At 60.5% G+C, this 25,791-nt stretch carries 17 protein-coding genes; 11 read left to right on the top strand and 6 right to left on the bottom strand.

The features are described from left to right. Positions 1 to 59: 59 nt before the first annotated feature. The 3 genes from der to ASE80_RS09780 all read left to right on the top strand — a co-directional run bounded on the left by der (position 60) and on the right by ASE80_RS09780 (position 3,592). Positions 60 to 1,529 carry a ribosome biogenesis GTPase Der gene (gene der, locus ASE80_RS09790; RefSeq protein ID WP_053135513.1) on the top strand — a complete coding sequence of 490 codons (1,470 nt, stop codon included), beginning with the start codon at positions 60 to 62 and terminating at the stop codon, positions 1,527 to 1,529. 135 nt (positions 1,530 to 1,664) lie between these two features. Beyond that, on the top strand, positions 1,665 to 2,813 hold the full coding sequence (locus tag ASE80_RS09785) for a pyridoxal phosphate-dependent aminotransferase (RefSeq protein ID WP_056858729.1): 1,149 nt from the start codon (positions 1,665 to 1,667) through the stop codon (positions 2,811 to 2,813). Next, the gene (locus ASE80_RS09780; protein WP_056858728.1) at positions 2,801 to 3,592 is read left to right on the top strand and encodes an amidohydrolase; all 792 of its coding nucleotides are present in this window, start codon (positions 2,801 to 2,803) and stop codon (positions 3,590 to 3,592) included. Before ASE80_RS09785 ends, ASE80_RS09780 begins: the two co-directional genes overlap by 13 nt. A gap of 248 nt (positions 3,593 to 3,840) precedes the next feature. On the opposite strand, the gene leuA is transcribed toward ASE80_RS09780, so the two are convergent. From leuA to ASE80_RS09755, 4 genes are all read right to left on the bottom strand, one after another. Next, positions 3,841 to 5,520 carry a 2-isopropylmalate synthase gene (leuA, locus tag ASE80_RS09775; RefSeq protein WP_056858727.1) on the bottom strand — a complete coding sequence of 560 codons (1,680 nt, stop codon included), beginning with the start codon at positions 5,518 to 5,520 and terminating at the stop codon, positions 3,841 to 3,843. 427 nt (positions 5,521 to 5,947) lie between these two features. Further along, positions 5,948 to 6,769 (bottom strand): peptidoglycan DD-metalloendopeptidase family protein, encoded by an 822-nt coding sequence (locus ASE80_RS09765; RefSeq protein WP_056858725.1) that lies wholly within the window; start codon positions 6,767 to 6,769, stop codon positions 5,948 to 5,950. 3 nt (positions 6,770 to 6,772) lie between these two features. Next, positions 6,773 to 8,152, bottom strand: a complete 1,380-nt coding sequence (xseA, locus tag ASE80_RS09760) for an exodeoxyribonuclease VII large subunit (protein WP_056858724.1) — start codon at positions 8,150 to 8,152, stop codon at positions 6,773 to 6,775. Between the two features lie 30 nt (positions 8,153 to 8,182). Beyond that, entirely contained in the window at positions 8,183 to 9,073 is an 891-nt protein-coding gene (locus ASE80_RS09755; protein WP_056858723.1) for a LysR family transcriptional regulator, read from the bottom strand. A 99-nt stretch (positions 9,074 to 9,172) separates the two neighbouring features. Between ASE80_RS09755 and ASE80_RS09750 the strand changes: the two genes are divergently transcribed. From ASE80_RS09750 to guaA, 4 genes are all read left to right on the top strand, one after another. Then, positions 9,173 to 9,940, top strand: a complete 768-nt coding sequence (locus ASE80_RS09750) for a sulfite exporter TauE/SafE family protein (RefSeq protein WP_056858722.1) — start codon at positions 9,173 to 9,175, stop codon at positions 9,938 to 9,940. Between the two features lie 137 nt (positions 9,941 to 10,077). After that, positions 10,078 to 10,626: a hypothetical protein gene (locus ASE80_RS09745; protein WP_015885727.1), complete on the top strand. Its 549-nt coding sequence runs from the start codon at positions 10,078 to 10,080 to the stop codon at positions 10,624 to 10,626. Between the two features lie 259 nt (positions 10,627 to 10,885). Continuing rightward, complete coding sequence (gene guaB / locus ASE80_RS09740; protein ID WP_016977684.1) at positions 10,886 to 12,355, top strand: IMP dehydrogenase; 1,470 nt, start codon at positions 10,886 to 10,888, stop codon at positions 12,353 to 12,355. An 81-nt stretch (positions 12,356 to 12,436) separates the two neighbouring features. After that, complete coding sequence (gene guaA, locus ASE80_RS09735; protein ID WP_017134673.1) at positions 12,437 to 14,014, top strand: glutamine-hydrolyzing GMP synthase; 1,578 nt, start codon at positions 12,437 to 12,439, stop codon at positions 14,012 to 14,014. 82 nt (positions 14,015 to 14,096) lie between these two features. Here guaA and ASE80_RS09730 read toward each other — a convergent pair whose 3' ends face one another. Then, the gene (locus ASE80_RS09730; protein WP_056858721.1) at positions 14,097 to 17,549 is read right to left on the bottom strand and encodes a membrane-targeted effector domain-containing toxin; all 3,453 of its coding nucleotides are present in this window, start codon (positions 17,547 to 17,549) and stop codon (positions 14,097 to 14,099) included. Between the two features lie 78 nt (positions 17,550 to 17,627). Continuing rightward, on the bottom strand, positions 17,628 to 18,332 hold the full coding sequence (treR, locus tag ASE80_RS09725; protein ID WP_056858720.1) for a trehalose operon repressor: 705 nt from the start codon (positions 18,330 to 18,332) through the stop codon (positions 17,628 to 17,630). Between the two features lie 251 nt (positions 18,333 to 18,583). Here treR and treP point away from each other — a divergent pair, with 251 nt between their 5' ends. The 4 genes from treP (at position 18,584) to ptsP (ending at position 25,789) form a co-directional block, all read left to right on the top strand. Then, entirely contained in the window at positions 18,584 to 20,026 is a 1,443-nt protein-coding gene (gene treP / locus ASE80_RS09720; RefSeq protein WP_056858719.1) for a PTS system trehalose-specific EIIBC component, read from the top strand. Positions 20,027 to 20,150: 124 nt separating this feature from the next. Continuing rightward, entirely contained in the window at positions 20,151 to 21,797 is a 1,647-nt protein-coding gene (treC, locus tag ASE80_RS09715) for an alpha,alpha-phosphotrehalase (protein ID WP_056858718.1), read from the top strand. Between the two features lie 74 nt (positions 21,798 to 21,871). Beyond that, positions 21,872 to 23,092 (top strand): maltoporin, encoded by a 1,221-nt coding sequence (locus ASE80_RS09710; protein WP_056858717.1) that lies wholly within the window; start codon positions 21,872 to 21,874, stop codon positions 23,090 to 23,092. A gap of 165 nt (positions 23,093 to 23,257) precedes the next feature. Beyond that, on the top strand, positions 23,258 to 25,789 hold the full coding sequence (gene ptsP / locus ASE80_RS09705; RefSeq protein ID WP_056858716.1) for a phosphoenolpyruvate--protein phosphotransferase: 2,532 nt from the start codon (positions 23,258 to 23,260) through the stop codon (positions 25,787 to 25,789). The last annotated feature ends 2 nt before the right edge of the window (positions 25,790 to 25,791 follow it).

Here is a 25,791-nt window from a genome sequence, read left to right as displayed (position 1 = left end):
ACCAGCCGCTGCCTTGCAGCGGCTTTTGTATTTTCTGAAATAACGAAGTGGAGAGCCGCATGGTTCCCGTAATCGCCCTGGTGGGCCGACCTAACGTCGGCAAGTCCACCTTGTTCAACCGCCTGACCAGGACTCGTGACGCCATCGTTGGCGACTTGTCCGGTCTGACCCGTGATCGCCAATACGGTGAGGCAAAGTGGCAAGGGCGCTCCTACATTATTGTCGACACCGGTGGTATCTCCGGTGACGAGCATGGCATGGACGAAAAGATGGCCGAGCAGTCGCTGCTCGCAATCGAAGAAGCCGATGTCGTGTTGTTCCTGGTGGACGCCCGTGCGGGCTACACCGCTGCCGACCAGATGATTGGCGAGCACCTGCGCAAGCGCAACAAGCGTTCCTATTTGGTAGCCAACAAGATCGACAACATCGATCCTGAGGCGGCCCGTGCCGAATTCAGCCCGATGGGCCTGGGCGATGCGATCCCGGTCGCCGGTGCCCACGGTCGCGGCATCACCCAGATGCTGGAAATCGCCCTGCGCGACTTCCCCAAGGATGACGCTGAGGAAGAAGAGGGCGAGGAAGAGATCGTTGCCGAAGGCGAGGAAGCCAAGCGCATTCCTGGCCCAAGCGAAAAAGACGGTATCAAGATCGCCATCATCGGCCGTCCGAACGTCGGCAAGTCGACCCTGGTTAACCGCATGCTCGGTGAAGACCGGGTCATCGTGTATGACCAGCCGGGTACTACCCGCGACAGTATCTACATCCCGTTCGAACGTAACGACGAGAAGTACACGCTGATCGACACCGCCGGTGTGCGCAAGCGCGGCAAGATCCACGAGGAAGTTGAAAAGTTCTCGGTGGTCAAAACCCTGCAGGCGATCAAAGACGCCAACGTAGTGATCTTCGTAATGGACGCCCGCGAAGGCGTGGTGGACCACGACCTCAACTTGCTGGGTTTTGCCCTGGAAGCCGGTCGTGCCTTGGTCATCGCGATCAACAAGTGGGACGGCATGACGCCGAGCGAGCGCGATTTCGTCAAGATCGAGCTGCAACGTCGGCTGTTCTTCGTCGAGTTCGCCGATATCCACTTTATCTCGGCACTGCACGGCACCGGCGTGGGCAACCTCTACGCGTCCGTACAGAACTCGTTCAAGTCCGCGGTTACCCGCTGGCCGACCAACCGCCTTACCCAGATTCTGGAAGACGCGGTTGGCGAGCATGCGCCACCGATGGTCAACAACCGCCGGATCAAATTGCGTTACGCCCACTTGGGTGGTGCCAACCCGCCGATTATCGTGATCCACGGTAACCAGATCGAGAAGGTGCCCAAGTCCTATGTGCGTTACCTGGAAAACACCTACCGCCGTGTCTTGAAACTGGTCGGTACGCCGATCCGTATCGAGTTCAAGGGTGGCGAGAACCCATACGAAGGCAACAAGAACACACTGACTGACCGTCAGGTGAACAAGAAGCGTCGTTTGATGACTCACCACAAGAAAGCCGACAAGAAGCGCCGCGACAAGAAATAGCAGCAGCTTCAAGTTGTGAGTTACAAGCTGCAAGAGAGGGCTCCTTTGGAGCCCTTTTTTGTGCGCGTTAGTTTGTCGCTTGACCTGCTTGTAGCTTGCAGCTTAAAACTTGCAGCTCACCCGAAGGGGGCTTCCATGATCACCAGCAAGCTGCCGAATGTCGGCACCACTATTTTCACCACCATGTCGCAACTCGCTGCCGAAACCGGCGCGCTTAACCTGTCCCAGGGCTTTCCCGATTTTAATGGCCCTCAAGGCTTGCTCGATGCCGTGGGCAAGCATATCGCCCTCGGCCATAACCAATACGCCCCGATGACCGGCCTGCCGGTACTGCGTCAGCAAGTGGCGGCCAAGATCGCCCGCAGTTATGGCGCCACAGTGGATGTCGACAGCGAAGTGACCATCACTCCAGGCGCGACCGAGGCGATCTTTTGCGCGATCCAGGCGGTCATCCGCAACGGTGATGAAGTCATCGTGTTCGACCCCAGCTACGACAGCTACGAGCCGTCGGTCGAACTGGCCGGTGGCCGCTGCGTGCATGTGCAATTGAGCCTGCACGGCTTCGCGCTCGACTTTGACAGGATCAAGGCCGCGTTCTCACCGCGCACGCGCATGATCATCCTCAACTCGCCACACAACCCCACCGGCGCCCTGATCAGCCGGGCCGAGCTGGACCAGTTGGCCGAGCTGATCCGCGACCGCGATATCTATCTGGTCAGCGATGAGGTGTACGAACACCTGGTGTTCGATGGCGTGCCCCATGTCAGCGTGCTGGCCCATGAAGAGTTGTATCAGAAGGCGTTTGTGGTCAGCTCCTTCGGCAAGACTTACCACGTCACCGGCTGGAAAACCGGCTACGTGGTCGCACCCCCGGCCCTGACCGCCGAGCTGCGCAAGGTGCATCAATATGTCAACTTTTGCGGCGTGACCCCTTTGCAGTACGCTTTGGCTGACTTCATGGCCGAACACCCGGAACACGTCGAGCAATTGCCGGCCTTTTATCAGGCCAAGCGCGATCTGTTCTGCGACCTGCTGGCGCCGTCGCGTTTCAGCTTTACCCGGGTGGCCGGCACCTACTTCCAACTGGTGGATTACTCACAGATTCGCCCGGACCTGGATGACGTCGCCATGTCACTGTGGATGACCCGCGAACACGGCGTGGCGACCATCCCCGTCTCGGTGTTCTATCAGAGCCCGCCGCAAGGCCAGCGCCTGGTGCGCCTGTGCTTTGCCAAACGCGAGGAGACGCTGCAACACGCGGCGGAGAAACTATGCGTGATTTGACTGCATTACCCGACCTGAATATCGCCTTGGTCCAGACCAGCCTGGTATGGCATGACCGTCAGGCCAACCTCGAACATTTCGAACTGTTGCTGGAGCAGGCCAAAGGCGCCGACCTGATTGTGCTGCCGGAGATGTTCACCACCGGTTTCTCGATGGAATCACAAACCCTCGCCGAGCCGGAACATGGCCCGACTCATCTCTGGCTGCAAACCCAGGCGGCCAGGTACAACGCGGTGATCACCGGCAGCGTGATCATCCAGGCGGCCGACGGCAGTCACCGGAACCGCCTGCTGTGGGCGCGCCCGGACGGTGAAGTGCTGCACTACGACAAGCGTCACCTGTTCCGGATGGCGGGCGAGCACGACCATTACACGCCCGGCGAGCGCCAGGTGCAGTTCGAGTTGAAGGGTTGGCGCATACGCCCATTGATTTGCTACGACCTGCGCTTCCCGGTGTGGAGCCGTGATGCCCAGGACACCGACCTGCTGCTGTACACCGCGAACTGGCCGGGTGCGCGGCGTCAGCACTGGAACCGCCTGCTACCGGCGCGGGCTATCGAGAACCTGTGTTACGTGGCGGCAGTCAATCGCGTCGGTACGGATGGCAAAGGCTTTGCCTACACCGGAGACAGCCAGGTGCTGGATTTTCAGGGTGAGACCTTGCTGAGTGCGGGGGAGGCGGACGGGGTGTTTCAGGTGTGCCTGAATGCGGCAGAGTTGGCGGCTTATCGCACCAAGTTTCCGGCAAATCTGGATGCCGATGACTTTCAGTTTGTCTGACAGACCGCTATCGCGGGCAAGCCCGCTCCCACAGGTGAATGCATTCCAAATGTGGGAGCCGGGCTTGCCCGCGATGGGGCCCTACAGATCGTTCCCCCGCTCCGCGTGGGAATGCAGCCCCGGACGCTCTGCGTCCGCTTTCAGAGTTGTGACGCAGAGCGTCACCGCAGGCATTCCCACGCAGAGCGTGGGAACGATCAGGCCCCTGGATTCTCACCCAGGGGCCTTTTGCATTAGCGCGACAGCGCTTATGCCGCCTTCGCCTCCAACTGGCTCAACGAACGGTTCAGCGCACTGAACACCGCCTTAAAGCTCGCTGTGGTGATGTTTTCATCGATCCCCACGCCGTGCACCGGACGCTCGCCATTAACGCGCAGCTCGATGTAGGCCGCCGCCTTGGCATTGGTGCCGGCGCCGATCGCGTGTTCGTTGTAGTCCATGATCTCAACCTTGATTGGCAGCGCCGCAACCAGCGCTTCCAGGGTGCCGTAGCCCTTGCCGTTCCAGCGCAGGTTGGTTTCGCCCTGGCCCTTGCCCGAGACTTCCACTTCCACGGTGCTGTTGCCGTTTTCTTCCTGCAGGCGATGGCTGACCAGCGCGTACGGGGTGTTGGCTTGCAGGTATTCACGTTGCAACAAGGCGTAGATCTGCGGCGCAGTCATTTCCAGGCCCACACGGTCGGTTTCGGCCTGTACCACTTGGCTGAACTCGATCTGCATGCGGCGTGGCAAGCTGATGTCGTATTCCTGTTCCAGCAGGTAGGCGATGCCGCCTTTGCCCGACTGGCTGTTTACGCGGATCACCGCCTCGTAGCTGCGGCCAATGTCCGCCGGGTCGATCGGCAAGTACGGCACTTCCCACAGCGCGTCGTCTTTCTGCTGGGTAAAGCCCTTGCGGATGGCGTCCTGGTGGGAGCCGGAGAACGCGGTGTGCACCAGGTCGCCGACGTACGGGTGACGTGGGTGCACCTGGATCTGGTTGCATTCCTCGACGACTTTGCGCACACCGTCGATGTCGGAGAAGTCCAGCTGCGGGTCGAGGCCCTGGGTGTACATGTTCAAGGCTACGGTCACGAGGTCGACGTTACCGGTACGCTCGCCGTTGCCGAACAGGCAACCTTCGACACGGTCGGCGCCGGCCATCAGGCCCAGCTCGGTGGCGGCCACGCCGGTGCCACGGTCGTTGTGGGTGTGCAGGCTGATGATCACGCTGTCACGACGGTTGATATGGCGGCCGAACCACTCGATCTGGTCGGCATAGATGTTGGGTGTCGCGCACTCAACCGTGGCTGGCAGGTTGAGGATCATCTTGTGCTCAGGCGTCGGGTTCCACACCTCGATCACCGCGTCACAGACTTCCTTGGCGAACTCCAGCTCCGTGGCGCTGAAGGTCTCCGGGGAGTACTCGAAGGTCCACTGGGTTTCCGGCTGCTGGGCGGCGTATTTGACGAACAGCTTGGCCGCGTTGACCGCGATGGCCTTGATGCCGTCTTTGTCCTGGTTGAACACGATGCGGCGGAATGACGGCGACGTGGCGTTGTACAAGTGCACGATGGCCTTTTTGGCGCCGCGCAGGGATTCGAACGTACGTGCGATCAAGTCTTCACGGCCCTGGGTCAGCACCTGGATGGTGGTGTCCGCGGGGATGTGGTTGTCTTCGATCAGGGTACGCACGAAGTCGAAGTCGGTTTGCGACGCGGCCGGGAACGAGGCTTCGATTTCCTTCACGCCGACAGACACCAGGGTCTTCCAGAAACGCAGCTTTTTCGCCGCGTCCATTGGCTCGATCAGCGACTGGTTGCCATCACGCAGGTCGGAGCTGCACCAGATCGGCGCTTCAGTGATGGTCTTCGACGGCCAGGTGCGGTCCGGGATGTCGATGGTCGGGAACGCGCGGTACTTCGAAGACGGGTCTTTGAGCATGCTCATCGGGAAATCCTTTGTAGTAGGGGCCGAGAAAAGGCGGCCTGCCGTAAAACTGTTATTGGGGACGAAGCTTGGGACGAGGCAGATCGATTCAGCCTGGCAGTCGTGCGCTGACGAGGCACAGGCTGCGGTGCTGGCGGAGCTGAATGAGGGTGTGAGAGGTTTTCATAAGCTCAACCCTAACCGCCGGGGTGAAAGATGGCAAGCAGTCGGGAAAAATTGAGATAAGTTCTGCTATTTGGCCGGTATTCGATATTTTGTGGCGGTTATTGAGTTGGTGGTTTGTTTTTATTGCGCAGTAGTTATTGGGTGCGCAATTGCGCTGGCAGACCTGGCCTCATCGCAGGCAAGCCCGGCTCCCACAGGGATTCGCGTTCACCTGTGGGAGCCGGGCTTGCCCGCGATGAGGCCGGTAGGTTGAATATTTTTATCAGGGCTGGAACGCGCCAATAAAGATCGCCGGGTCAACCCGCGCATCGTTAAGGCTAATGTTCCAATGCATGTGCGGCCCGGTTGCACGGCCCGTGGAACCGACCTTGCCCACCACCGCACCGCGTGCCAATTGGTCGCCGACTTTTACGTCGATCTTCGACATATGGCAGAACATGCTGATAAAGCCCTGGCCATGGTCGACGAACACCGTGTTGCCGTTGAAGAAGTAATTGCCGGTGAGGATCACCTTGCCCGCCGCCGGCGTCTTGATCGGGGTGCCCGCACCTACGGCGAAATCCAGCCCCGAATGCGGGTTGCGTTCCTCGCCATTAAAGAAGCGGCGCACGCCGAACTTGCTCGACAGCGGCCCGTTGACCGGTTTGTCCAGCAGCAGGTTGCTCGGCGTATTCGGGCTGAAACTGCGGTAAGCCTTGAGCTGCACGGCCAGTTCGCCCTCGATGCGCTTGAGTTGCGCCGGGGCCGGGTTCACCTGGCTTTTGTTCTTCAAGGTGATGTGCTGTTCGGGGTATTTCTTGAAGCCCACCACAAACGGCAAGTTCTGTCCTCCGCTGGTGATGCGCTCGGTGCCGGGTTTGACGGTCAGCGGGATCCCGACAATCGCCAGCCAGTTGTTCTGTTCCTTGACCACCAGCACCGGCCGGTTCAGGTAGGTGGCTTTGGGCGCGCTGGCCGAAGTGCCGAGGTCGACCACCGCCACGCCACCCGGCACCGGCTTGTTCAGCAACCGCGTGATGTAGCTGTCGGCGTGGGCGTTAAAGGTCAGGCATAACAGCATCAGCAGGGTAAATAAACGTGGCATCAATCAATCCAGTAACGAAAGGGTGACGGGCGTCAGGTGGTTATCTTCCACCCGCACCTGCAATTGGCCTTCACCAAGGCGCGCAGTGAGGCGCTGGCCGGTGTGGGTTTGCGCGGCGTTGCGGATCGCCTGGCCGCGCTCGTCCAGCAAGATGCTGTAGCCACGGCCCAGGGTGGCCAGCGGGCTGACCACCTGCAGGGTCTGCACCTGGCTTTGCAGTTGCAGGCGGCGTGCCTTGAGGCCTTCGCGCATGGCGCGGGGCAGGCGTTCTGCGAGGCTATCGAGGCGCTGGCGCAGCAACGCCAGTTGACGGCCGGGGTGTTGGCCTGCGAGCCGGGTTTCCAGGCGGATCAGGCGTTCGCGACGGGTATTGAGGCTGCGCTCGAAAGCGCGGCGCAGGCGCATGTCCAGGTCGTCCAAACGCTGGGCCTGTTGGCGCAGACGTTCGCCAGGGTGGCGCAGGCGGCGGGCCATGCCTTCCAGACGCAGGCGATCATGGCTCAGCCGGTTGCGCATCAGCATCACCAGGCGGCGATGCAGGTTTTCAACCTGGCGCACCAGGTGGCTGGCGTCTGGCGCGAGCAATTCAGCGGCGGCGGAGGGCGTGGGGGCGCGTACGTCGGCCACAAAGTCGCAGATCGACACATCGGTTTCATGGCCGACCGCACTGACGATGGGCGTCACGCAAGCATCCACCGCGCGGGCCACGGCCTCTTCATTGAAGCACCACAGGTCTTCGAGCGAACCGCCGCCTCGGGCCAGGATCAACGCGTCGAAACCGCGCGCATCCGCCAGTTTCAGCGCGCGCACAATCTGCGGGATGGCTTCGCGGCCCTGCACGGCGGTGGGAATCAGTGTCAGTTCAACGTTCGGCGCACGACGACGGAACACGCTGATGATGTCGCGAATCACCGCGCCGGTTGGCGAACTGATAATGCCAATGCGCCGAGGGTGCGCCGGCAGCGGCGCCTTGCGCTCGGCGCTGAACAGGCCTTCGGCGCTGAGCTTTTCCTTCAGCGCATCAAAGGCCAAACGCAGCGCGCCATCGCCGGCAGGTTCCACGGTATCAAGGATCAACTGGTAGTCGCCACGGCCCTCAAACAGCGAGACCTTGCCGCGCACTTTCACCGCCAAACCGTCTTTCAACGCCTGGCGTACTCGAGCGGCATTGTTGCGAAACAGCGCGCAACGCACTTGGGCGCCGCTGTCCTTGAGGGTGAAATACACATGGCCGGAAGCCGGGCGGGCGAGGTTGGAGATCTCGCCTTCGACCCAGATATTGGTGAACACGTCTTCCAGCAACACCCGCGCGCGGCCGTTGAGCTGGCTGACAGTCAGGACTTCGCGGTCCAGGCCCAAGCGGGCAAACGGATCTTTAATCATGAGGAGCGATCTTTAATCATGGGCGGCAGTTTATAGGCATTCGCGCAAGGTTTGGCAGAATTGCTCCACCAGCGCGCTTGGCTTCTGCGCACAGGCCAAGGCCACGGTGCTGAGGCAGTCCGGGTCGGCCAGGGGCAAAAAGTGCAGGTTGGCGGGGGCAATGTCCTGCATGGATTTTGGTAACAAGGCAATTCCGAAGCCGGCCTGAATCAGCTGCAATTGCGTGGTCTTGCGCGACATCACTCGCGCTGCCTTGGGGAAAAATCCTGCACGCATGCACAGCTCGGCCGACAGATAACTCAGGCCGCCGCGTTGGGGATGGGGGATCGAGATAAACGCTTCGTCCTTGAGTTGCTCCAGTTCGATCGGGTTATTACTGCGGGCCAGCGGGTGATTGGGCGGCACAGCCAGCAACAGTTGTTCGCTATATAAAGGCACCACACGCACGCCTTCGCGTTGGCGCAGCACCGGTAAACGTAAAAGGCCGACTTCCAGGCGCCCGTCGGCAATTTCTTCAAGTTGCGCCTCGGAAGACAGTTTGACGATATCCATCGATACGCCGGGGCAACGCTGCAGCCAGGTGCTGATGCCGTGCAGCAATGGCCCGCTCATCGGCACGGTGCTCGAATGGCTCAGGCGCAGGGTGCCAAGCTGGCCATTGCCAACCTGGGTGGCCATCTCGCTGGCCTTGAGCAGCTCGCTCAGCAGGTTGCGCGCCCTCGGGTAAAAGGCTTCGCCCGCTGCCGTCAGCCGGGGCTGGCGCGCGGTGCGTTCGAACAGTGAAGTTTGCAGCTGGGTTTCCAGCTCTTTGATCTGGCGGCTCAGGGCTGATTGCGCCACGAACAAACGCTCGGCGGCGGCGCTGAAGCTGCCGCTGTCGGCGATTTCGACGAAGTAGCGCAGTTGGCGAGTGGATATCACGCGTCATGCCTTTTCGAGATGAGTGGAGGGCTTTGAAGATATTAGTCGCAACGCTCGGCGATGGCTAAAGTGATGGCTGTCTCTTTCAAGGAATACGTCATGAGCCCGGTTGAGTTGATGAGCCAGTGGTCGTTCAGTGGTGTCGATTGGCTGGTCATCGGCCTGGGGGTGGTGCTGGCCTACATCGTGTTCGGCATTGCCGGTTTTGGCACGGCGCTGGTGGCGGGGCCGATCCTGATTGTGTTTATGCCGCTGTCGAAGATTATCCCGCTGCTGGTGCTGCTGGATTTTGTCGCGGCCTTTGGCAATCTGCTGCAATCGCGGCGAGATGTGAACACGCCCGAGCTGCTGCGGTTGCTGCCGTGCATGGCCATCGGTTGCACGCTGGGTGTGATCTTTCTGCTCAACCTGCATTCGGATCTGTTGTTGCTGCTGATGGGGCTGTTTATCAGCGCCTATGCGATCTACAGCTTGTCGGTGAAGGCGCGGCCCGCTCAGCTTTCCAAAGGTTGGTCGATTCCCATGGGCACCGTCGGCGGGTTGTTTGGCGCGCTGTTCGGCAGCGGCGGCTTTTTGTATGCGATCTACCTCAACAGCCGTTTGCCCAAGGACGCGGCGCGGGCCACGCAGAGTGCCTTGATCAGTTGCAGCACGGTGGTGCGCCTGAGCCTGTTTCTGGTCGCCGGGGTGTATGCGGACTTGCCGCTGCTGTTGTTGGCGCTGTGCCTGTTGCCGGCGATGGCTCTGGGGCTGTGGTGTGGGCGCAGGTTGACGATGCGCATGTCGCGCGAAGCCTTTGTGCGCTTGGTGACGTGGCTGGTGCTGGCCAGTGGGATTGCATTGATCGGGCGGTATTTGAGTACTTGACCTGTGTGGGGCAGGGATTAAGCTGCCAGGCTTCAAGGCCTTATCGCAGGCAAGCCAGCTCCCACAGGTGAATGCATTCCAAATGTGGGAGCCGGGCTTGCCCGCGATGGCGGCAGTCGCCACACCGCAGGACTCCCATGAACTCCCAAAGCATCCTTGTCCCCAAAATCTCCACCTTGCCCGTCCACGAACCCCGCGCCCGGGCCATCGTGCGCTGGCTGGTGCGCAAGAACATCATCAAGGAAGAGCTGACCACCTGCGGGCGCACCGGCAACCGCATGGCCTACGCCCTGGCCGACGGCGCCCGCGCCGTAGTGCTGCACCCCGAAGCGCTGCCGTTCAACGAGCCGATCAATGGCCTGGAGATCATCTACAAGCGCTGCATCTACACGCCGGCCAAGGGTTTTCTCGAAGAAGCCGGCTGCCCGGAGTGCCTGAAAGAAGTCGGCGAGGCGCTGTTCGAAAGCCTCGAAGACTGGATGCCCGGCCACACCGACAACTTCACTTGCCCGTTGTGTGGGCATGAAGACGATATCAATGGGTTTCTGTTCCTGCAGGAATGCGGGTTTTCCAACCTGGGGTTTATCTTCAATAACTGGGCGGAGGCGGGGTTCAAGCAGAGCTTTATCGACGAATTTGCCGATTGGCTGGACCAGAAGATGAGTTGGGTCAAAGTCGAGCTTTAATTCGATCGTTCCCACGCTCCTGCGTGGGAATGCATCCCGTGACGCTCCGCGTCACCATAGCGCAGGGCTTCAACCTTGCGCAGACCCCGAACGCGGAGCGTCCCTGGCGGCATTCCCACGCGGAACGTGGGAACGATCTAGCGCTGCAGGTTTTATCCATCTATCAGTATTACCAAGTTTGTCAGAGTTTTACATTGAGCCCGACAGGGTGCATGTATATAATGGCGCGCTTCCATTTTCCCGCTCGGGAGCCCCCGCGATGCTGCGTATCAGCCAAGAAGCTCTGACATTCGACGACATTCTCCTAGTGCCCGGTTATTCCGAGGTGCTTCCTAACGAAGTCAGTCTCAAGACCCGCCTAACCCGTGGCATCGAGCTGAATATTCCTCTGGTTTCCGCTGCCATGGACACCGTCACCGAAGCCCGTTTGGCAATCGCCATGGCTCAGGAAGGCGGCATTGGCATCATCCACAAGAACATGACCATCGAGCAGCAAGCTGCCGAAGTGCGCAAGGTCAAGCGTTACGAAGCCGGTGTGGTGAAAGATCCCATCACCATCGAAGCTGACGCCACCGTGCGTGACCTGTTCGACCTGACCCGCCTGCACAACATCTCCGGCGTTCCGGTACTGCACGATGGCGACCTGGTCGGCATCGTCACTTCCCGTGACGTGCGTTTCGAGAACCGTCTTGAAGTCACCGTCCGCGAAGTGATGACGCCTAAAGAGCGCCTCGTCACGGTCAAGGAAGGCGCCGACAAGAACGATGTGCGCGAACTGCTGCACAAGCACCGCATCGAGCGCGTGCTGATCGTCGACGACAAATTCGCCCTCAAAGGCATGATGACCGTCAACGACATCGAAAAAGCCAAGGCTTACCCGCTGGCCAGCAAGGACGATCAAGGTCGTCTGCGCGTCGGCGCTGCGGTCGGCACCGGTAAAGACACCGGTGACCGCGTTTCGGCCCTGGTGGCTGCTGGTGTTGACGTGGTGGTGGTCGACACGGCCCACGGTCACTCCAAAGGTGTGATCGACCGCGTGCGCTGGGTCAAACAGAATTTCCCTGACGTACAAGTGATCGGCGGCAACATCGCCACCGGCGCAGCCGCCAAGGCCCTGGCCGAAGCCGGCGCCGATGCGGTCAAGGTCGGTATCGGCCCAGGTTCCATCTGCACCACGCGCATCGTCGCCGGTGTAGGCGTGCCGCAAATCAGCGCCATCGCCAACGTGGCTGCTGCCCTTGAAGGCACTGGCGTACCGTTGATCGCCGACGGCGGCATCCGTTTCTCCGGTGACCTGTCCAAAGCCATCGTCGCCGGTGCTTCCTGCGTGATGATGGGCTCGATGTTCGCCGGTACCGAAGAAGCGCCGGGCGAGATCGAACTGTTCCAGGGCCGTTCGTACAAGGCTTACCGCGGCATGGGTTCGCTGGGCGCCATGTCCCAGGCGCAAGGCTCTTCCGACCGCTACTTCCAGGACTCTTCGGCAGGCGCCGAGAAGCTCGTACCGGAAGGCATCGAAGGCCGTGTGCCGTACAAAGGCACCCTGAGCGCGATCATCCATCAACTGATGGGCGGCCTGCGTTCCTCGATGGGCTACACCGGCAGCGCCGACATCGAAGAAATGCGCACCAAGCCAGAGTTCGTACGGATCACCGGCGCCGGCATGGCTGAATCCCATGTCCACGATGTGCAGATCACCAAGGAAGCGCCGAACTACCGCGTAGGTTGAGGCTTCCAGCAAAACGTTAAGTAACCGGGGCTGTTCTTTCAGCCCCGAGTTGTTTCTGATTCATTAGACGAGACTGACTTCATGGCCCTCGACATTCACGCCCACCGCATCCTGATCCTCGACTTCGGTTCCCAGTACACCCAGCTGATCGCCCGCCGCGTGCGTGAAATCGGCGTGTACTGCGAACTGCACCCGTTCGACATGGATGACGAAGCGATCCGCGAATTCGCCCCTAAAGGCGTCATCCTTGCCGGTGGCCCCGAGTCCGTGCACGAAGCCAACAGCCCGCGTTGCCCGCAAGCGGTATTCGACCTGGGCGTGCCCGTCTTCGGTATCTGCTACGGCATGCAGACCATGGCCGAGCAACTGGGCGGCAAGGTTGAAGGTTCCGAACTGCGTGAATTCGGTTATGCCCGTGTCGACGTGGTCGGCAAGAGCCGCCTGCTGGACGGCATCGAAGACCACATCGACGCCGACGGCCTGTTCGGCCTCGACGTGTGGATGAGCCACGGTGACAAGGTCACCAAGATGCCGGAAGACTTCCACATCCTGGCCAGCACCCCGAGTTGCCCGATCGCCGGCATGTTCAACGACGAGCGCGGCTACTACGGCGTGCAGTTCCACCCGGAAGTGACCCACACCAAGCAAGGCGGGCGCATCCTGTCGCGCTTCATCCTCGACATCTGCCAGTGCGAAGCCCTGTGGACCCCGTCGAAAATCGCTGAAGACGCCATCGCCAACGTGCGTGCCCAGGTCGGCACCGACAACGTGCTGCTCGGCCTGTCCGGCGGCGTTGACTCCTCCGTGGTTGCCGCGCTGCTGCACAAAGCCATCGGCGACCAGCTGACGTGCGTGTTCGTCGACAACGGCCTGCTGCGCCTGCACGAAGGCGAGCAAGTGATGGCCATGTTCGCCGAGAACATGGGCGTCAAAGTGATCCGCGCCAACGCCGAGGACCAGTTCCTCAACAACCTGGCCGGCGAAAGCGACCCGGAGAAAAAGCGCAAGATCATCGGCCGCACCTTCATCGACGTGTTCGATGCCCAGTCCAACAAGCTGGACAACATCAAGTACCTCGCCCAGGGCACCATCTACCCTGACGTGATCGAGTCGGCTGGCGCCAAGAGCGGCAAGGCCCACGTGATCAAGTCCCACCACAACGTGGGTGGCCTGCCGGAGGAGATGAACCTCAAGCTGGTAGAACCACTGCGCGAACTGTTCAAGGACGAAGTCCGCCGCCTGGGCCTGGAACTCGGCCTGCCGTACGACATGGTCTACCGTCACCCATTCCCAGGCCCGGGCCTGGGCGTGCGCATCCTGGGTGAAGTGAAGAAGGAATACGCCGACCTGCTGCGTCGCGCCGACCACATCTTCATCGAAGAACTGCGCAAAGCCGACTGGTACCACAAAGTCAGCCAGGCGTTCGTGGTGTTCCAGCCGGTGAAATCGGTGGGTGTTGTGGGTGATGGCCGTCGTTATGCGTGGGTTGTTGCGCTGCGTGCCGTAGAGACCATCGACTTCATGACCGCGCGTTGGGCACACCTGCCGTACGAGCTGCTGGAGACTGTCAGCGGCCGTATCATCAATGAGATCGAAGGCATTTCGCGCGTGACGTATGACGTGTCGAGCAAGCCGCCGGCGACGATTGAGTGGGAATGATTCCTGACCCGCACCTGGAATCGTGAGTAAACAAAGCCCCGGCATTGCCGGGGCTTTGTTGTTTCAGGGGGTTGGTCAATGACTATCGTGAAAACGTTTCCCACAGCCCATAGGCGTTGAGCCGAACCGCAATTGAATCAGCGGCATCGTTGGGCGCGTGGGGGTTGATGATCGCCCAGCCGCTGGTGCCGTTGCGATAGGTTTCATAGCGCACGTAGTACGGCTTGCCATCGTGCAGTATCGCCTCTGCGGGGTCGGATTTCAGACGGTAGATGCCTTGATATTTTCCAGGACTGTTGAGAGGTGTCTGGCTTTCCAGAATCTCATTGGCTTCCCATGCTGCCGGGATTTCAGGGGCGCTGGTCGCTGGCAGCATCGCCTGGGAATTGCCCGTTGCAGCCATGCTCGTTCCTGAAACCGAGAGTTCGGTGGACGCCGCTAAAGCGTTGGTGCCCACCTCCACTGCCGGAACCTGCAGTTTGATCAACGGCATCCCCTTGAGCTTCATTCCCTGGTTGTCCAGGGCCTGGAGCAGTTCGGTCAACGAGCCGTAGACGGTGCCCTTGAGCCGGGGAAACTGGGTCGCATCAATAAAGTAACCATTGTCGGCGGTACTCTGAATGGTACTGCGCACCAACGCGTTAAGCCGGTTGCGGTGGATCAGTGTCAGTACCGACTGGGTTTGCTCCAGAAGATAATCGCCGGGAGTTTTGAGTACACGCTCAATCTCCTGCGCATTGAATGCGTAACGGTGTGGCAGCGCCACTTCCGTCACTGGCACTTGCAGGGCGAAGTCCGTGTCCAGAACGCCTGGCTTGGGATGCCGTGGAGGGATAGGCCCCGCGTTATTTACCACTTTGGGACCCAGGCGCATTTTGATCGCGGGGCTGGCGGCATTGAGTTCCTCAACGGTGCGCAGGCTGATACCACCGTTTATTTCACTGATACCGGCTACCCCCCGAAATGTGTTGGTATTTTGTGCTTCAGTCAGCGCCACCCATTTGCCGACGCCGTTTTTGAGTTGGTCCAGGCGGATGATTTCGCTGGTCAAAAAGTTCTTGGCCATTTGCTCATCCACCACGACAGGGAAGGACTTGTAGTTGGCCAGGCAGCCAGTGGCCTGGACGCGTATCCCGTAATCCCTGGCAGTGGTGAGCAGCGTCTGGGTGTTGAAGCGTACAGGCAGCCGATAGTCCATCTCACGCAGATAGACTTGCAGGTTGTCGGACAGCTCCCCGGTGTTGGCAAACGTATCGAGGTCCAGTTGATGCAGGTCGTTGAACAGCCGGTTCAGATACAGCGTCTTGACCCCTTGTCGCGCCAGGGCGGGCATGTCTTTGATCAGGAGGTACAAGCTGGCGATCCGGCCGGGGCTTTCAGCGACCACCAGGCCTTGCGTGGTTTTGAAGACCTTTTCGATCAGCTCGACGGAGGACATTTCTGGCGTGAGCGTGGGAAGAACAGGACGCTCAGGCAAGGTGTGAATGAAAAAAGGTCGGGAAAAAAACTTACGCGCCGCAGTGAGGATTCTAGTGCGGGCCGGGTTGATTGAGTAATCTGACATATAGAACTCAGTAAAGCCTCCGCCAGGCTTGGGGATGCGCTTGAAGCGATCATCCCTGCCGCCCATTGCGATCTCAACCTCGTAGTTTCTGAGGTTGTTGAGGTCGTAGGGTGTGCTCAGGCTGGAGTGTGTGTGCCTGTAGGTGGGGGATCCATAGGACGTTGGCATGGTTTCTTTGGCCACGGCTGAGTCCTCGCTTGCCGTGATCGTGTCGACAGGGGTGCCTCCCCTGACGGCGTCGGATGGGCGTGGGGCGAGTTCCCACTCACCTGCGGCGTTCAGTCGTACGGGGCGTGAGCCGTAAAACGCGTGAGGGTTTTGCGGATCAATGATCGCCCAGCTTCCATCGCCATTGACGTCGGCTTCGTAGCGCACGTAATAGACGGCATCCTTGAACTTGATGACGGTCGAAGGGTTGGCTTTGACGCTATAGATACTGCGAAAGCGTCCTCCCTCGCTCATCGGCGTTGCCCCTTCCAGGCCTTGCGGGCGCTTCCAGGCTGAGGGTATTTGAGGCTCTGGCGCAGCGGGTTCCACGGGGCCTGGCAAAGGAGCTGCTTCTGTGCTCGTCGATGCCACGGTCGGCTCTTCGACAGGATCAGGTTGCAACACCTCTTTATATTTGGCCATTTCGGCCGCCTCTGTGGCATCGACCTCTGCGCCCACTTCGGTGATCGGGCCAGGCCCGGCCAGGGCCACCACGTTGAACAGCATGGCGATGCCGTTAAGCACGGCCGCCGTCACGCCGGCCTTGCGCTCTGCGCGAGTACGGCCATTGACGGCCTGATCGATGTTCAGCCCCGTGAGTGCAATGCTGGCACCCAATACCGGCAATGCCACCACCCAGCCGATTGCAGCCATTGGGCCGAACACTTTCAAACCGGCACTCAGGTAGCCTATCCAGAGTTTCTTTTGCAGCTGCGTCTGAGTGGTCAGCAGTTGCTGCGCCTCGTCGTACATTGACCAGCGGGTACGATCCCTCAGCCAGGTGAAGGCATCGGCGGTGATCGCTTGGTTTTTTCGGTTGATCAGATGATGGTCGGACTTGCCCCAGGTGCCGACCAGGCGATTCATCAGGTCGGTGATGTTGTCCTGCATGGCCTGGCGGTCAGACAGCGGGAAGTGACAGAGGAAGGCGCTGCGGCTTTGTTCATTGTTCATTTTGCCCAAGACCCACCAGTGCATGTCTGCCGGGGTTTCGAGGACTTGGAACGCCGGAGTGTCACCCGGGGTATAGAGAATCTGTCGGCCCTTCGGGTCGATGATGCGCAGCAGGTTGAACGCCACATGGCCGTCCACGTCCAGGGCATAGACCTGCAGGCCTTGGGTGGGCGTCTCTTCGGTCTGCAGCATCTGGCGGGTAATCGGCCACGTCACATTGGAGGCGACTGCGCTGATGCAGGTCTGGAAGTCGTCGGCCGTCAGTTGCTTGAGGTCAACGGCTTGGACGGCTTTGCTGAGAAAATTGCATTTGGCCAGGGTCCGAAAATCGTCTGCATGAGCGTGCCAGAAATCATCCAGTTGATGGGTGTAGAGGCTGTCGAATTGTATGTCCCAGAAGTCTTTCAGCACCTCATTGCCATGCAGGTGCACTTCGTTGGTTTCGTTAAAATCGCCATACACCGGGCCTTGGGTGTAAAAGCCTCCATAGAGGTCGAGCAAGTCGGCATTGTCGACGTCGGTGGCGCGAAAGCGCCGAATCACCAACTGTGTCAGGGTTGTCGACTCGTAGGGTTTTTCCAGAACGTGCTCCCAGCCGGTAAAGGTCTTGGTGCTGCTCTGGGCAGACTTGAATCGATGGTAGTAAACATCGTCCGGATCCAGGTCTGTCACGCCGTGCTTTTTCAGGAGGCTGCAGGCGGTTTCATGGGCGCTGTCGTGCAGGCTGGGGCATGCCTGCACCACTTGGGTGGCCAAGGCCTTGAGGGCCGCCTTGTCGGCAGCGTTGGGCAGGGAGTTAGCGGTACTCATGGGACTCATCCGTCGATAAAGAACGGCGAGGGTCCCAAAGGTGCAAGGGTTTCAGGGGCTACATAGTTAGCTCAGCCGTCACCGCCGGGCAATATCCGAAAAGTAAAACTTATCCAGCGTATGCCGCGACTCGGTGTACTCGAACTGCCTTCCGTCCTGCAAAAACGTCTGGTTGCTCACCACAATCACATGGCTTTGCCCATCCAGATCCAGATGCACCTGGTCGTCCTTGCTGCGCGGCAGGGCTTCGATGGTGCGTTGCGCGTAGCTGATCTGCAGCGCCAGCGTCTGTTCGATAAACGCATAGATCGACTGCTCGGCGATGTCACGGTCCAGGCCCGGAATCACGTCAGCCACAAAGTGGTTGATGTCCAGGATCACCCGTTTGCCGCCGATGCGCCGTACCCGTTTGATACGGGTAATCAGAGCGCCGGGCGCGGCTTCGATGTGTTGCAGCAGCGCGCCTTCGAGCGGGAACTGGCTGAATTCGACTACTTCGGTGCGTACGTCATCGCCCAGGTCAGCGTGGGTTTCGTGGAAGCTGACGATGCCGCCCAGCTGGAACTCGATGGGGTTGGGCGACAACACAAAGGTGCCCTTGCCGTGGATTTTTTGCGCAAACCCACGCTCCTGCAACTGCTCGATGGCGCGGCGCACCGTGCCACGGCTGGCCTGGTAGGCGTCCATCAGTTCGGTTTCAGAGGGAAGGCGCGTACCGCGTTGCAGGCGTTCAGTGGTGATGCTGGCAAGCAGATCCGTATAGATCTGGTTGTATTTGCTCATGGGGATGGCTCTGTGCCGGCTTGATGAAGGTGAACGGCGCGTTCAAGGCAGGAACCTTAGTGGCAGAGGTGGGCTTTGTCCATTGGACCTGCGTGGAATCAGGGAAATGTCTGACTTCCAATTCGGAAAATTAAACTTAATGTGACTCGTACAGACGAGTTGTTGATTTAACTCGTACATACGAGTACTTTTGGCCACGGCGTGCTGCCAATGACTGCCCTCAAATAAAAAAACCAAAGTGGAAACCAAGCATGAGCCACGACTATTCGAATATTGCCCGCGAGATTCTCGAGAACCTCGGGGGCAGCGACAACGTTGAGCAAGCCGCCCACTGCGTGACCCGCCTGCGCCTGGCGCTCAAGGACCCGAGCCTGGTCAACAGCAGCGCGTTGAACCAGGTCGATCTGGTCAAGGGCTCGTTCTTCACCGGTGGCCTGTTCCAGGTGGTGATCGGCCCCGGCGAAGTGGAAAAGGTCTATGCCGCCCTGCGTGAGCAGACGGGGCTTGCGGCTTCGACCATCGCTGACGTCAAGCAGAAGGGCGCCGACAAGACCAACGCCATGCAGCGTCTGGTGCGTGTGTTCTCCGACGTGTTCATGCCGATCCTGCCCGCGCTGATCATCGCCGGCCTGCTGATGGGCGTGAATAACCTGATGGGCGCCAAGGGCATGTTCATCGAGGGCCAGACGCTGCTGGAGGCGTATCCGAACCTGGATGGCCTGTGGAGCCTGATCAACCTGATGGCCAATACCTCATTCGTGTTCCTGCCGGCGCTGGTGGGCTGGTCGGCGGCCAAGCGTTTTGGCGGCAGTGAAATCCTCGGCATCGTGCTCGGCCTGATGCTGGTGCACCCGGACCTGCTCAACGCCTGGAACTACGGCAAGGCCGTGGCCGGGCTCGATGGTCAGAGCCTGCCGTACTTCGATATTTTCGGTTGGTTCAAGATTGAGAAGGTGGGTTATCAGGGGCAGATCCTGCCGATCCTGATGGCGGCCTATGTGATGAGCGTGATCGAGAAATGGCTGCGGGCACGTGTGCCTAATGCCATCCAACTGCTCGTGGTGCCGATTACCACCATCGTGGTCACCGGCGTACTGGCGCTGGCAATCATTGGCCCGGTGACCCGTCACCTCGGCATCCTCATCACCGAAGGCGTGGTCACCCTGTTTGACCTGGCGCCGATGGTTGGCGGGGCGATTTTCGGCCTGTTGTACGCGCCGCTGGTGATCACCGGCATGCACCACATGTTCCTCGCCGTGGACCTGCAACTTATCTCCACCCAGGGCGGCACCTTTATCTGGCCGATGATCGTGATGTCCAACCTGGCCCAGGGCAGCGCCGCACTGGGCGTGTTCTACATGACCCGCAACGCGCGGGACAAAAGCATGGCCTCGACCTCGGCGATTTCCGCTTATTTCGGCATTACGGAACCGGCGATGTTTGGCGTGAACCTGCGCTTCAAGTTTCCGTTCTATGCCGCGCTGCTCGGCTCGGCGCTGGGCAGCATTTTCCTCTCACTTAACAAGGTGACGGCCTCGGCCATCGGCGTGGGTGGCTTGCCTGGGTTTATCTCGATCATTCCGCAGTTCATCCCCAGTTTTGTGATCGGGATGGTCATCGCCATGGTCGTGCCGTTTGTTCTGACCTGTGCGTTGAGCATGAAGATTGTGCGGCCGGGGTATCGCGTCGCTTGATCGATCGCTATCGCAGGCAAGCCAGCTCCCACATTTGAATGTGTTCACACATCAATGTGGGAGCCGGGCTTGCCCGCGATGAGGCCCGCACGGCCAGTACACAATTTAATTGAAGGAACCCACCATGCAAGACTGGCAACACTCGGTGATCTACCAGATCTACCCCAAAAGCTTCCACAGCCACGCGGGTAACGCCACCGGTGACCTGCTGGGCATCGTGGACAAACTCGACTACCTCAAATGGCTGGGCGTGGATTGCCTGTGGATCACTCCGTTCCTGCGCTCGCCCCAACGCGACAACGGCTATGACATCAGCGACTACTACGCCATCGACCCCAGCTACGGGACCATGGCCGACTGCGACCTGCTGATCAGCGAAGCGGCCAAGCGCGGCATCAAATTGATGCTCGACATCGTGGTCAACCACACCTCCATCGAGCATGAATGGTTCCAGCAGGCGCGCAGCAGCCTCGACAACCCGTACCGTGACTTCTATATCTGGCGCGACCAGCCGAACAACTGGGAATCCAAGTTCGGCGGCTCGGCCTGGGAGTACGAAGCACAAACCGGCCAGTACTTCCTGCACCTGTTCGACCACACCCAGGCTGACCTCAATTGGGACAACCCCAAGGTGCGCGCCGAGGTGTTCAAGTTGATGCGCTTCTGGCGTGACAAAGGCGTGGGCGGTTTCCGCCTGGACGTGATCAACCTGATCTCCAAACCCGCCGATTTCCCCGAAGACCACAGCGATGGCCGGCGCTTCTACACCGACGGCCCGAACGTGCATGAATACCTGCAGCAAATGCACCGCGAAGTCTTCGAAGGGCACGACCTGATCAATGTCGGCGAGATGTCGTCCACCAGCCTTGAGCACTGCATTCGTTATTCGAATCCGGCGTCCAAAGAGCTGTCGATGACCTTCAATTTTCACCACCTGAAAGTCGATTACCCGAACCTGCAAAAGTGGGTGAAGGCCGACTTCGACTTCCTGCAACTCAAGCGGATTTTCTCCGACTGGCAACGGGGCATGCAGGCCGGTGGCGGCTGGAACGCATTGTTCTGGTGTAACCACGACCAGCCGCGGGTGGTCTCGCGTTTTGGCAACGACGGCGAGTACCGCGTGGTCTCGGCCAAGATGCTTGCTACCGCGTTGCACTTCCTCCAGGGCACGCCGTATGTGTACCAGGGCGAAGAGCTGGGCATGACCAACCCGGGTTTCGACAAGATCGAGCAGTACCGCGATGTCGAGACCCTGAACATCTTCCGCCTCAAGCGAGATGCCGGTGAGTCCGAGGCGTCGAGCATGGCGGCGATCATGCAGAAGTCACGCGACAACAGCCGCACGCCGATGCAGTGGAACACCCAGGCCAATGCCGGTTTCACCCGTGGCGAACCGTGGATCGGCATCCCGGCCAACGCGGCGCAGATCAACGTCGAGAGCCAGCTGGATGACCCCGATTCGGTGCTGCATCACTACCGCGCACTGATCGCCCTGCGTCGTCACGAACCGCTGATTCAGAGCGGCGTTTATCGCGAACTGCTGCAGGACCACCTGCAAGTCTGGGCGTACCTGCGCGAAGGCCAGGGCGAGCGCTTGCTGGTGCTGAACAACTTTTATGGCAAGCCCTGCGAAATCCAACTGCCCGAAGGCGTTATTAGCGCGGTGAGCGAGCAACGCCTGCTGATCAGTAACTACCCCGACTGCCCTGTGCGTGCGAGCACGGTGCTGTTGCGCCCGTATGAATCGTTTGTGCTGCACCTCAAGGACTGAGATCCGCTGCAACCCCCGTTTTGGAGTGCGGGGGCGCTTCACCCAAAAACATAATAAAAATACCGGAGTGCTTCATGAAAACAACAATAAAGCTGGGCCTCATTACGTCATGCCTTACTGCACCTTTTGCCGTTCAAGCCCTGGAGTTTGCCGGCTACTTGCGCAGCGGCGCGGGGACTTCAACGGGCAGTGGCAAACAGCAATGTTTCCAACTGCCGGGGGCGCAATCCAAATACCGCCTGGGCAACGAATGCGAGCAGTACGCCGAATTCGAATTGCGCCAGGACCTGCTGACCCTCGACGACGGCTCGGTGCTGAGCGTCGATGCCATGGCCTCGCTGTACAACAAATACGACCGAGCCCTGAAGTTTCAGGGTGAAGACAACGGCTCGGCGCGCATGCCGCAGATGTATGCGCAGTGGTCCAACCTGCCCAGCCTCAATGGCGGCTCGGTGTGGGCGGGGCGCCGTTACTACAAGCGTAATGACATCCATATCTCCGACTTCTACTACTGGAACCAGAGCGCCACGGGCGGTGGTGTCGAGGACGTCAAAATCGGCGACCTCAAATACAGCTACGCGCTGTCGCGCAAGGACAACCTGTACCAGAAGGAATACGCCACTCGTCACGACTTCAACGTGGCGGGCTTCAAGACCAACCCCGGCGGTGAGCTGGAATTTGGCCTGAGCTATATAGAAAAAGCCGGCGGGCGTGAGGCCAACAGCGGTTGGGCGATCACTGCGCAGCATGTGCAAAAACCGTTTCTGGGCGGCAAGAACAAATTCGCCTTGCAGTACGGCGAAGGCCCCGGCACGGGTTTGGGTTATACCGGCGATACCGCCTTGGACAAGAGCAGCAAAAGCTACCGCGCCGTGGAGTTTTTCGACTGGCAGGTAACGCCGCGTTTCGGCGGGCAGGTCGAGGCGGTGTATCAGAAGGATATTCGCCCTGGCAGCCAGGACCAGACCTGGATGTCCATCGGTGTGCGCCCGGCCTACGCCATCAGCGAACAGTTCAAACTGGTCACCGAGCTTGGGCATGATCAAGTCGAGGCTGCCGGCGGCACGCGCAAGCTGAGCAAATTCACCTTCGCCCCGACCTGGTCGCCCAACGGCCCGGATTTCTGGGCACGGCCGGAAGTGCGGTTGTACTACACCTATGCAACCTGGAACGAAGCGGCCAAGCGCGCGGCGAATGAACTGGCGGCAGGCTCGGCGTTGTCCGACACCGGCGCCTACGGCACGGCACGGCATGGCTCGAACGTGGGTGTGCAAGTCGAATACTGGTGGAAATAGCTCGGTTTTAAGTGAACGCGTTTTAGGTGGGAGCTGGCTTGCCTGCGATAGCAACCCCTCGGTCTCACTGAGACACCGAGTCGCCGACATCGCAGGCAAGCCAGCTCCCACAGTGGACCGCCGTTCGCCCTATGATTTTTACAGAACAAAACAGCAGGTGAAGTCATGACCACAACTCAACCCCTGGAACTGCTGGCGCCCTTGTCCGGGGTACTGCTGGCCCTGGACCAGGTGCCTGACCCGGTGTTTGCCAGCCGCATGATCGGCGATGGCCTGTGCATCGATCCCACCTCCCAGACCCTGTGCGCGCCGTTGGCCGGGGTGATCAGCAATATCCAGGACACCGGGCATGCGGTCAGCGTCACCGGCGACAATGGCGTACAGGTGCTGATGCATATCGGCCTGGACACGGTGCACCTGGCCGGCAAAGGCTTCACCCGCCTGGTCGAGGAAGGCCAGCGGGTAGAGGTCGGGCAGCCCCTGATCGAGTTCGATGCCGACTACGTGGCGCTCAATGCGCGCAGTTTGCTGACCTTGATGCTGGTGGTCAGCGGCGAACCCTTTGTGTGGCTGACGCCGGGCAGTGGCGCGGTGGACGTGGGCCAGCCGCTGCTGCACGTCTCGCCCGGCCAGGCCTCTGAAGCCGTGGGCGAGGAGGCGGGCGATGCACTGTTCTCCAAGCCGCTGACGCTGCCCAATGCCAACGGTTTGCACGCACGCCCGGCCGCTGTACTGGCGCAAACGGCCAAAGGTTTCAACGCCAGCATTTACCTGCACAAGCAAACCCAGAGCGCCAACGCCAAGTCATTGGTGGCGATCATGGCGCTGCAAACCGTGCAGGGCGATACCTTGCAAGTGAGTGCGGCGGGGGAGGACGCCGACGCGGCCATCAAGGCGTTGGTAACCCTGCTGGCGCAAGGTTGCGGTGAGACAGTCGAGGAGTCTGTTGCGCCAGTTGAAACACAGCCGCCCGAGTCATCGGCGACCTTGTTGCGCGGCGTATGTGCCTCACCCGGCTCCGCGTTTGGCCAGGTGTTTCAAGTGGCGGAGCCCGAACTGCACATCGAGGAGCAGGGCGCGGGTGAATCGGTTGAACACGCCGCACTGACCCGTGCCTTACTCGCAGCCACCGAAGCGCTGCAAGTGTTGCAAGACAAAGCGGTTGGCAGCGCCCAGGCGGAAATTTTCCGTGCCCATCAGGAACTGCTTGAAGACCCGACGCTGTTGGAGCAAGCCCATCGCCTGCTCACCGAAGGCAAGAGCGCCGCCTTTGCCTGGAACAGCGCCACGGCCGCGACCGCCAAGCTGTTTCTCGGCCTGGGCAGTGCGTTGTTGGCTGAGCGCGCAGCGGATTTGGCCGATGTTGGCCAGCGTGTGCTGAAGTTGATCCTCGGTATCGAGGACAGCGCCTGGGCATTGCCGGATCGTGCGATCGTGATTGCCGAGCAACTGACCCCTTCGCAAACCGCCGGCCTTGATACGCGCAAAGTGTTGGGGTTCGTCACCGTCGGCGGCGGCGCCACCAGCCATGTGGCGATTCTGGCACGCGCCCTTGGTTTGCCGTCGCTGTGTGGCGTCCCGGCACAGGCGCTGGCGCTGGCCAACGGCAAGCAGGTACTGCTCGATGCCGACAAAGGCGAGCTGCACCTGGAGCCTGACCTGGCCGCTGTCGAGCAACTGGCGGCTACGCGCAAGCAACACATACTGCGACGTGAGCGTGAAGTGGAGCAGGCCGCCTTGCCCGGCATCACACGCGATGGTCATCACGTCGAGGTCACCGCCAACGTCGCCTCGTTGCAGGAGGTGGAACAAGCCCTGGCCCTGGGCGGTGAAGGCGTCGGGCTGCTGCGCTCGGAGTTCCTCTACCTGGACCGCAACCGCGCGCCCAGCCCCGAGGAGCAGGCCGGCACCTACAGCGCCATCGCCCGAGCCCTGGGCACCCAGCGCAATCTGGTGGTGCGTACCCTGGATGTGGGCGGTGACAAACCCTTGGCCTATGTGCCGATGGAGCGCGAGACCAACCCGTTCCTCGGCTTGCGCGGTATTCGCCTGTGCCTTGAGCGCCCTCAATTGCTGCGTGAACAGTTCCGCGCGATCCTGGCGAGTGCCGGCTTTGCACGCCTGCATATCATGCTGCCGATGGTCAGCCTGCTGTCGGAGCTGCACCTGGCGCGCAAGATCCTTGAAGAGGAAGCCACGGCGCTGGGCCTTACCGAGCTGCCAAAGCTGGGGATCATGATCGAAGTACCGTCTGCGGCGCTGATGGCGGATGTGTTTGCGCCGCATGTGGATTTCTTCTCCATCGGCACCAATGACCTTACCCAATACACCCTGGCCATGGACCGAGACCACCCGCGTCTGGCCAGCCAGGCCGACAGCTTTCACCCGTCGGTGCTGCGCCTGATTGCCACCACCGTCAAGGCCGCCCATGCCCATGGCAAGTGGGTCGGCGTGTGCGGCGCGTTGGCGTCTGAAGCACTGGCGGTGCCGGTGTTGATCGGGCTGGGAGTGGATGAGCTGTCGGTCAGCGTGCCGCTGATCCCGACCATCAAGGCCACCGTGCGCGAGCTGGACCTGGCCGACTGCCAGGTCATCGCCCGCCAGGTGCTTGGCCTGGAAGAAGCCGCCCAAGTACGCGAGGCCCTGCGCCTGTACCACGCGGCCACCGTTGAAACCTCACCTGTCGTGGAGCACTGAGC

The sequence above is a fragment of the Pseudomonas sp. Leaf15 genome, from assembly GCF_001421425.1.
In the GTDB taxonomy this organism is placed as follows: Bacteria; Pseudomonadota; Gammaproteobacteria; order Pseudomonadales; family Pseudomonadaceae; genus Aquipseudomonas; species Aquipseudomonas salomonii.
This window is presented reverse-complemented; position numbering and strand designations above follow the sequence as displayed.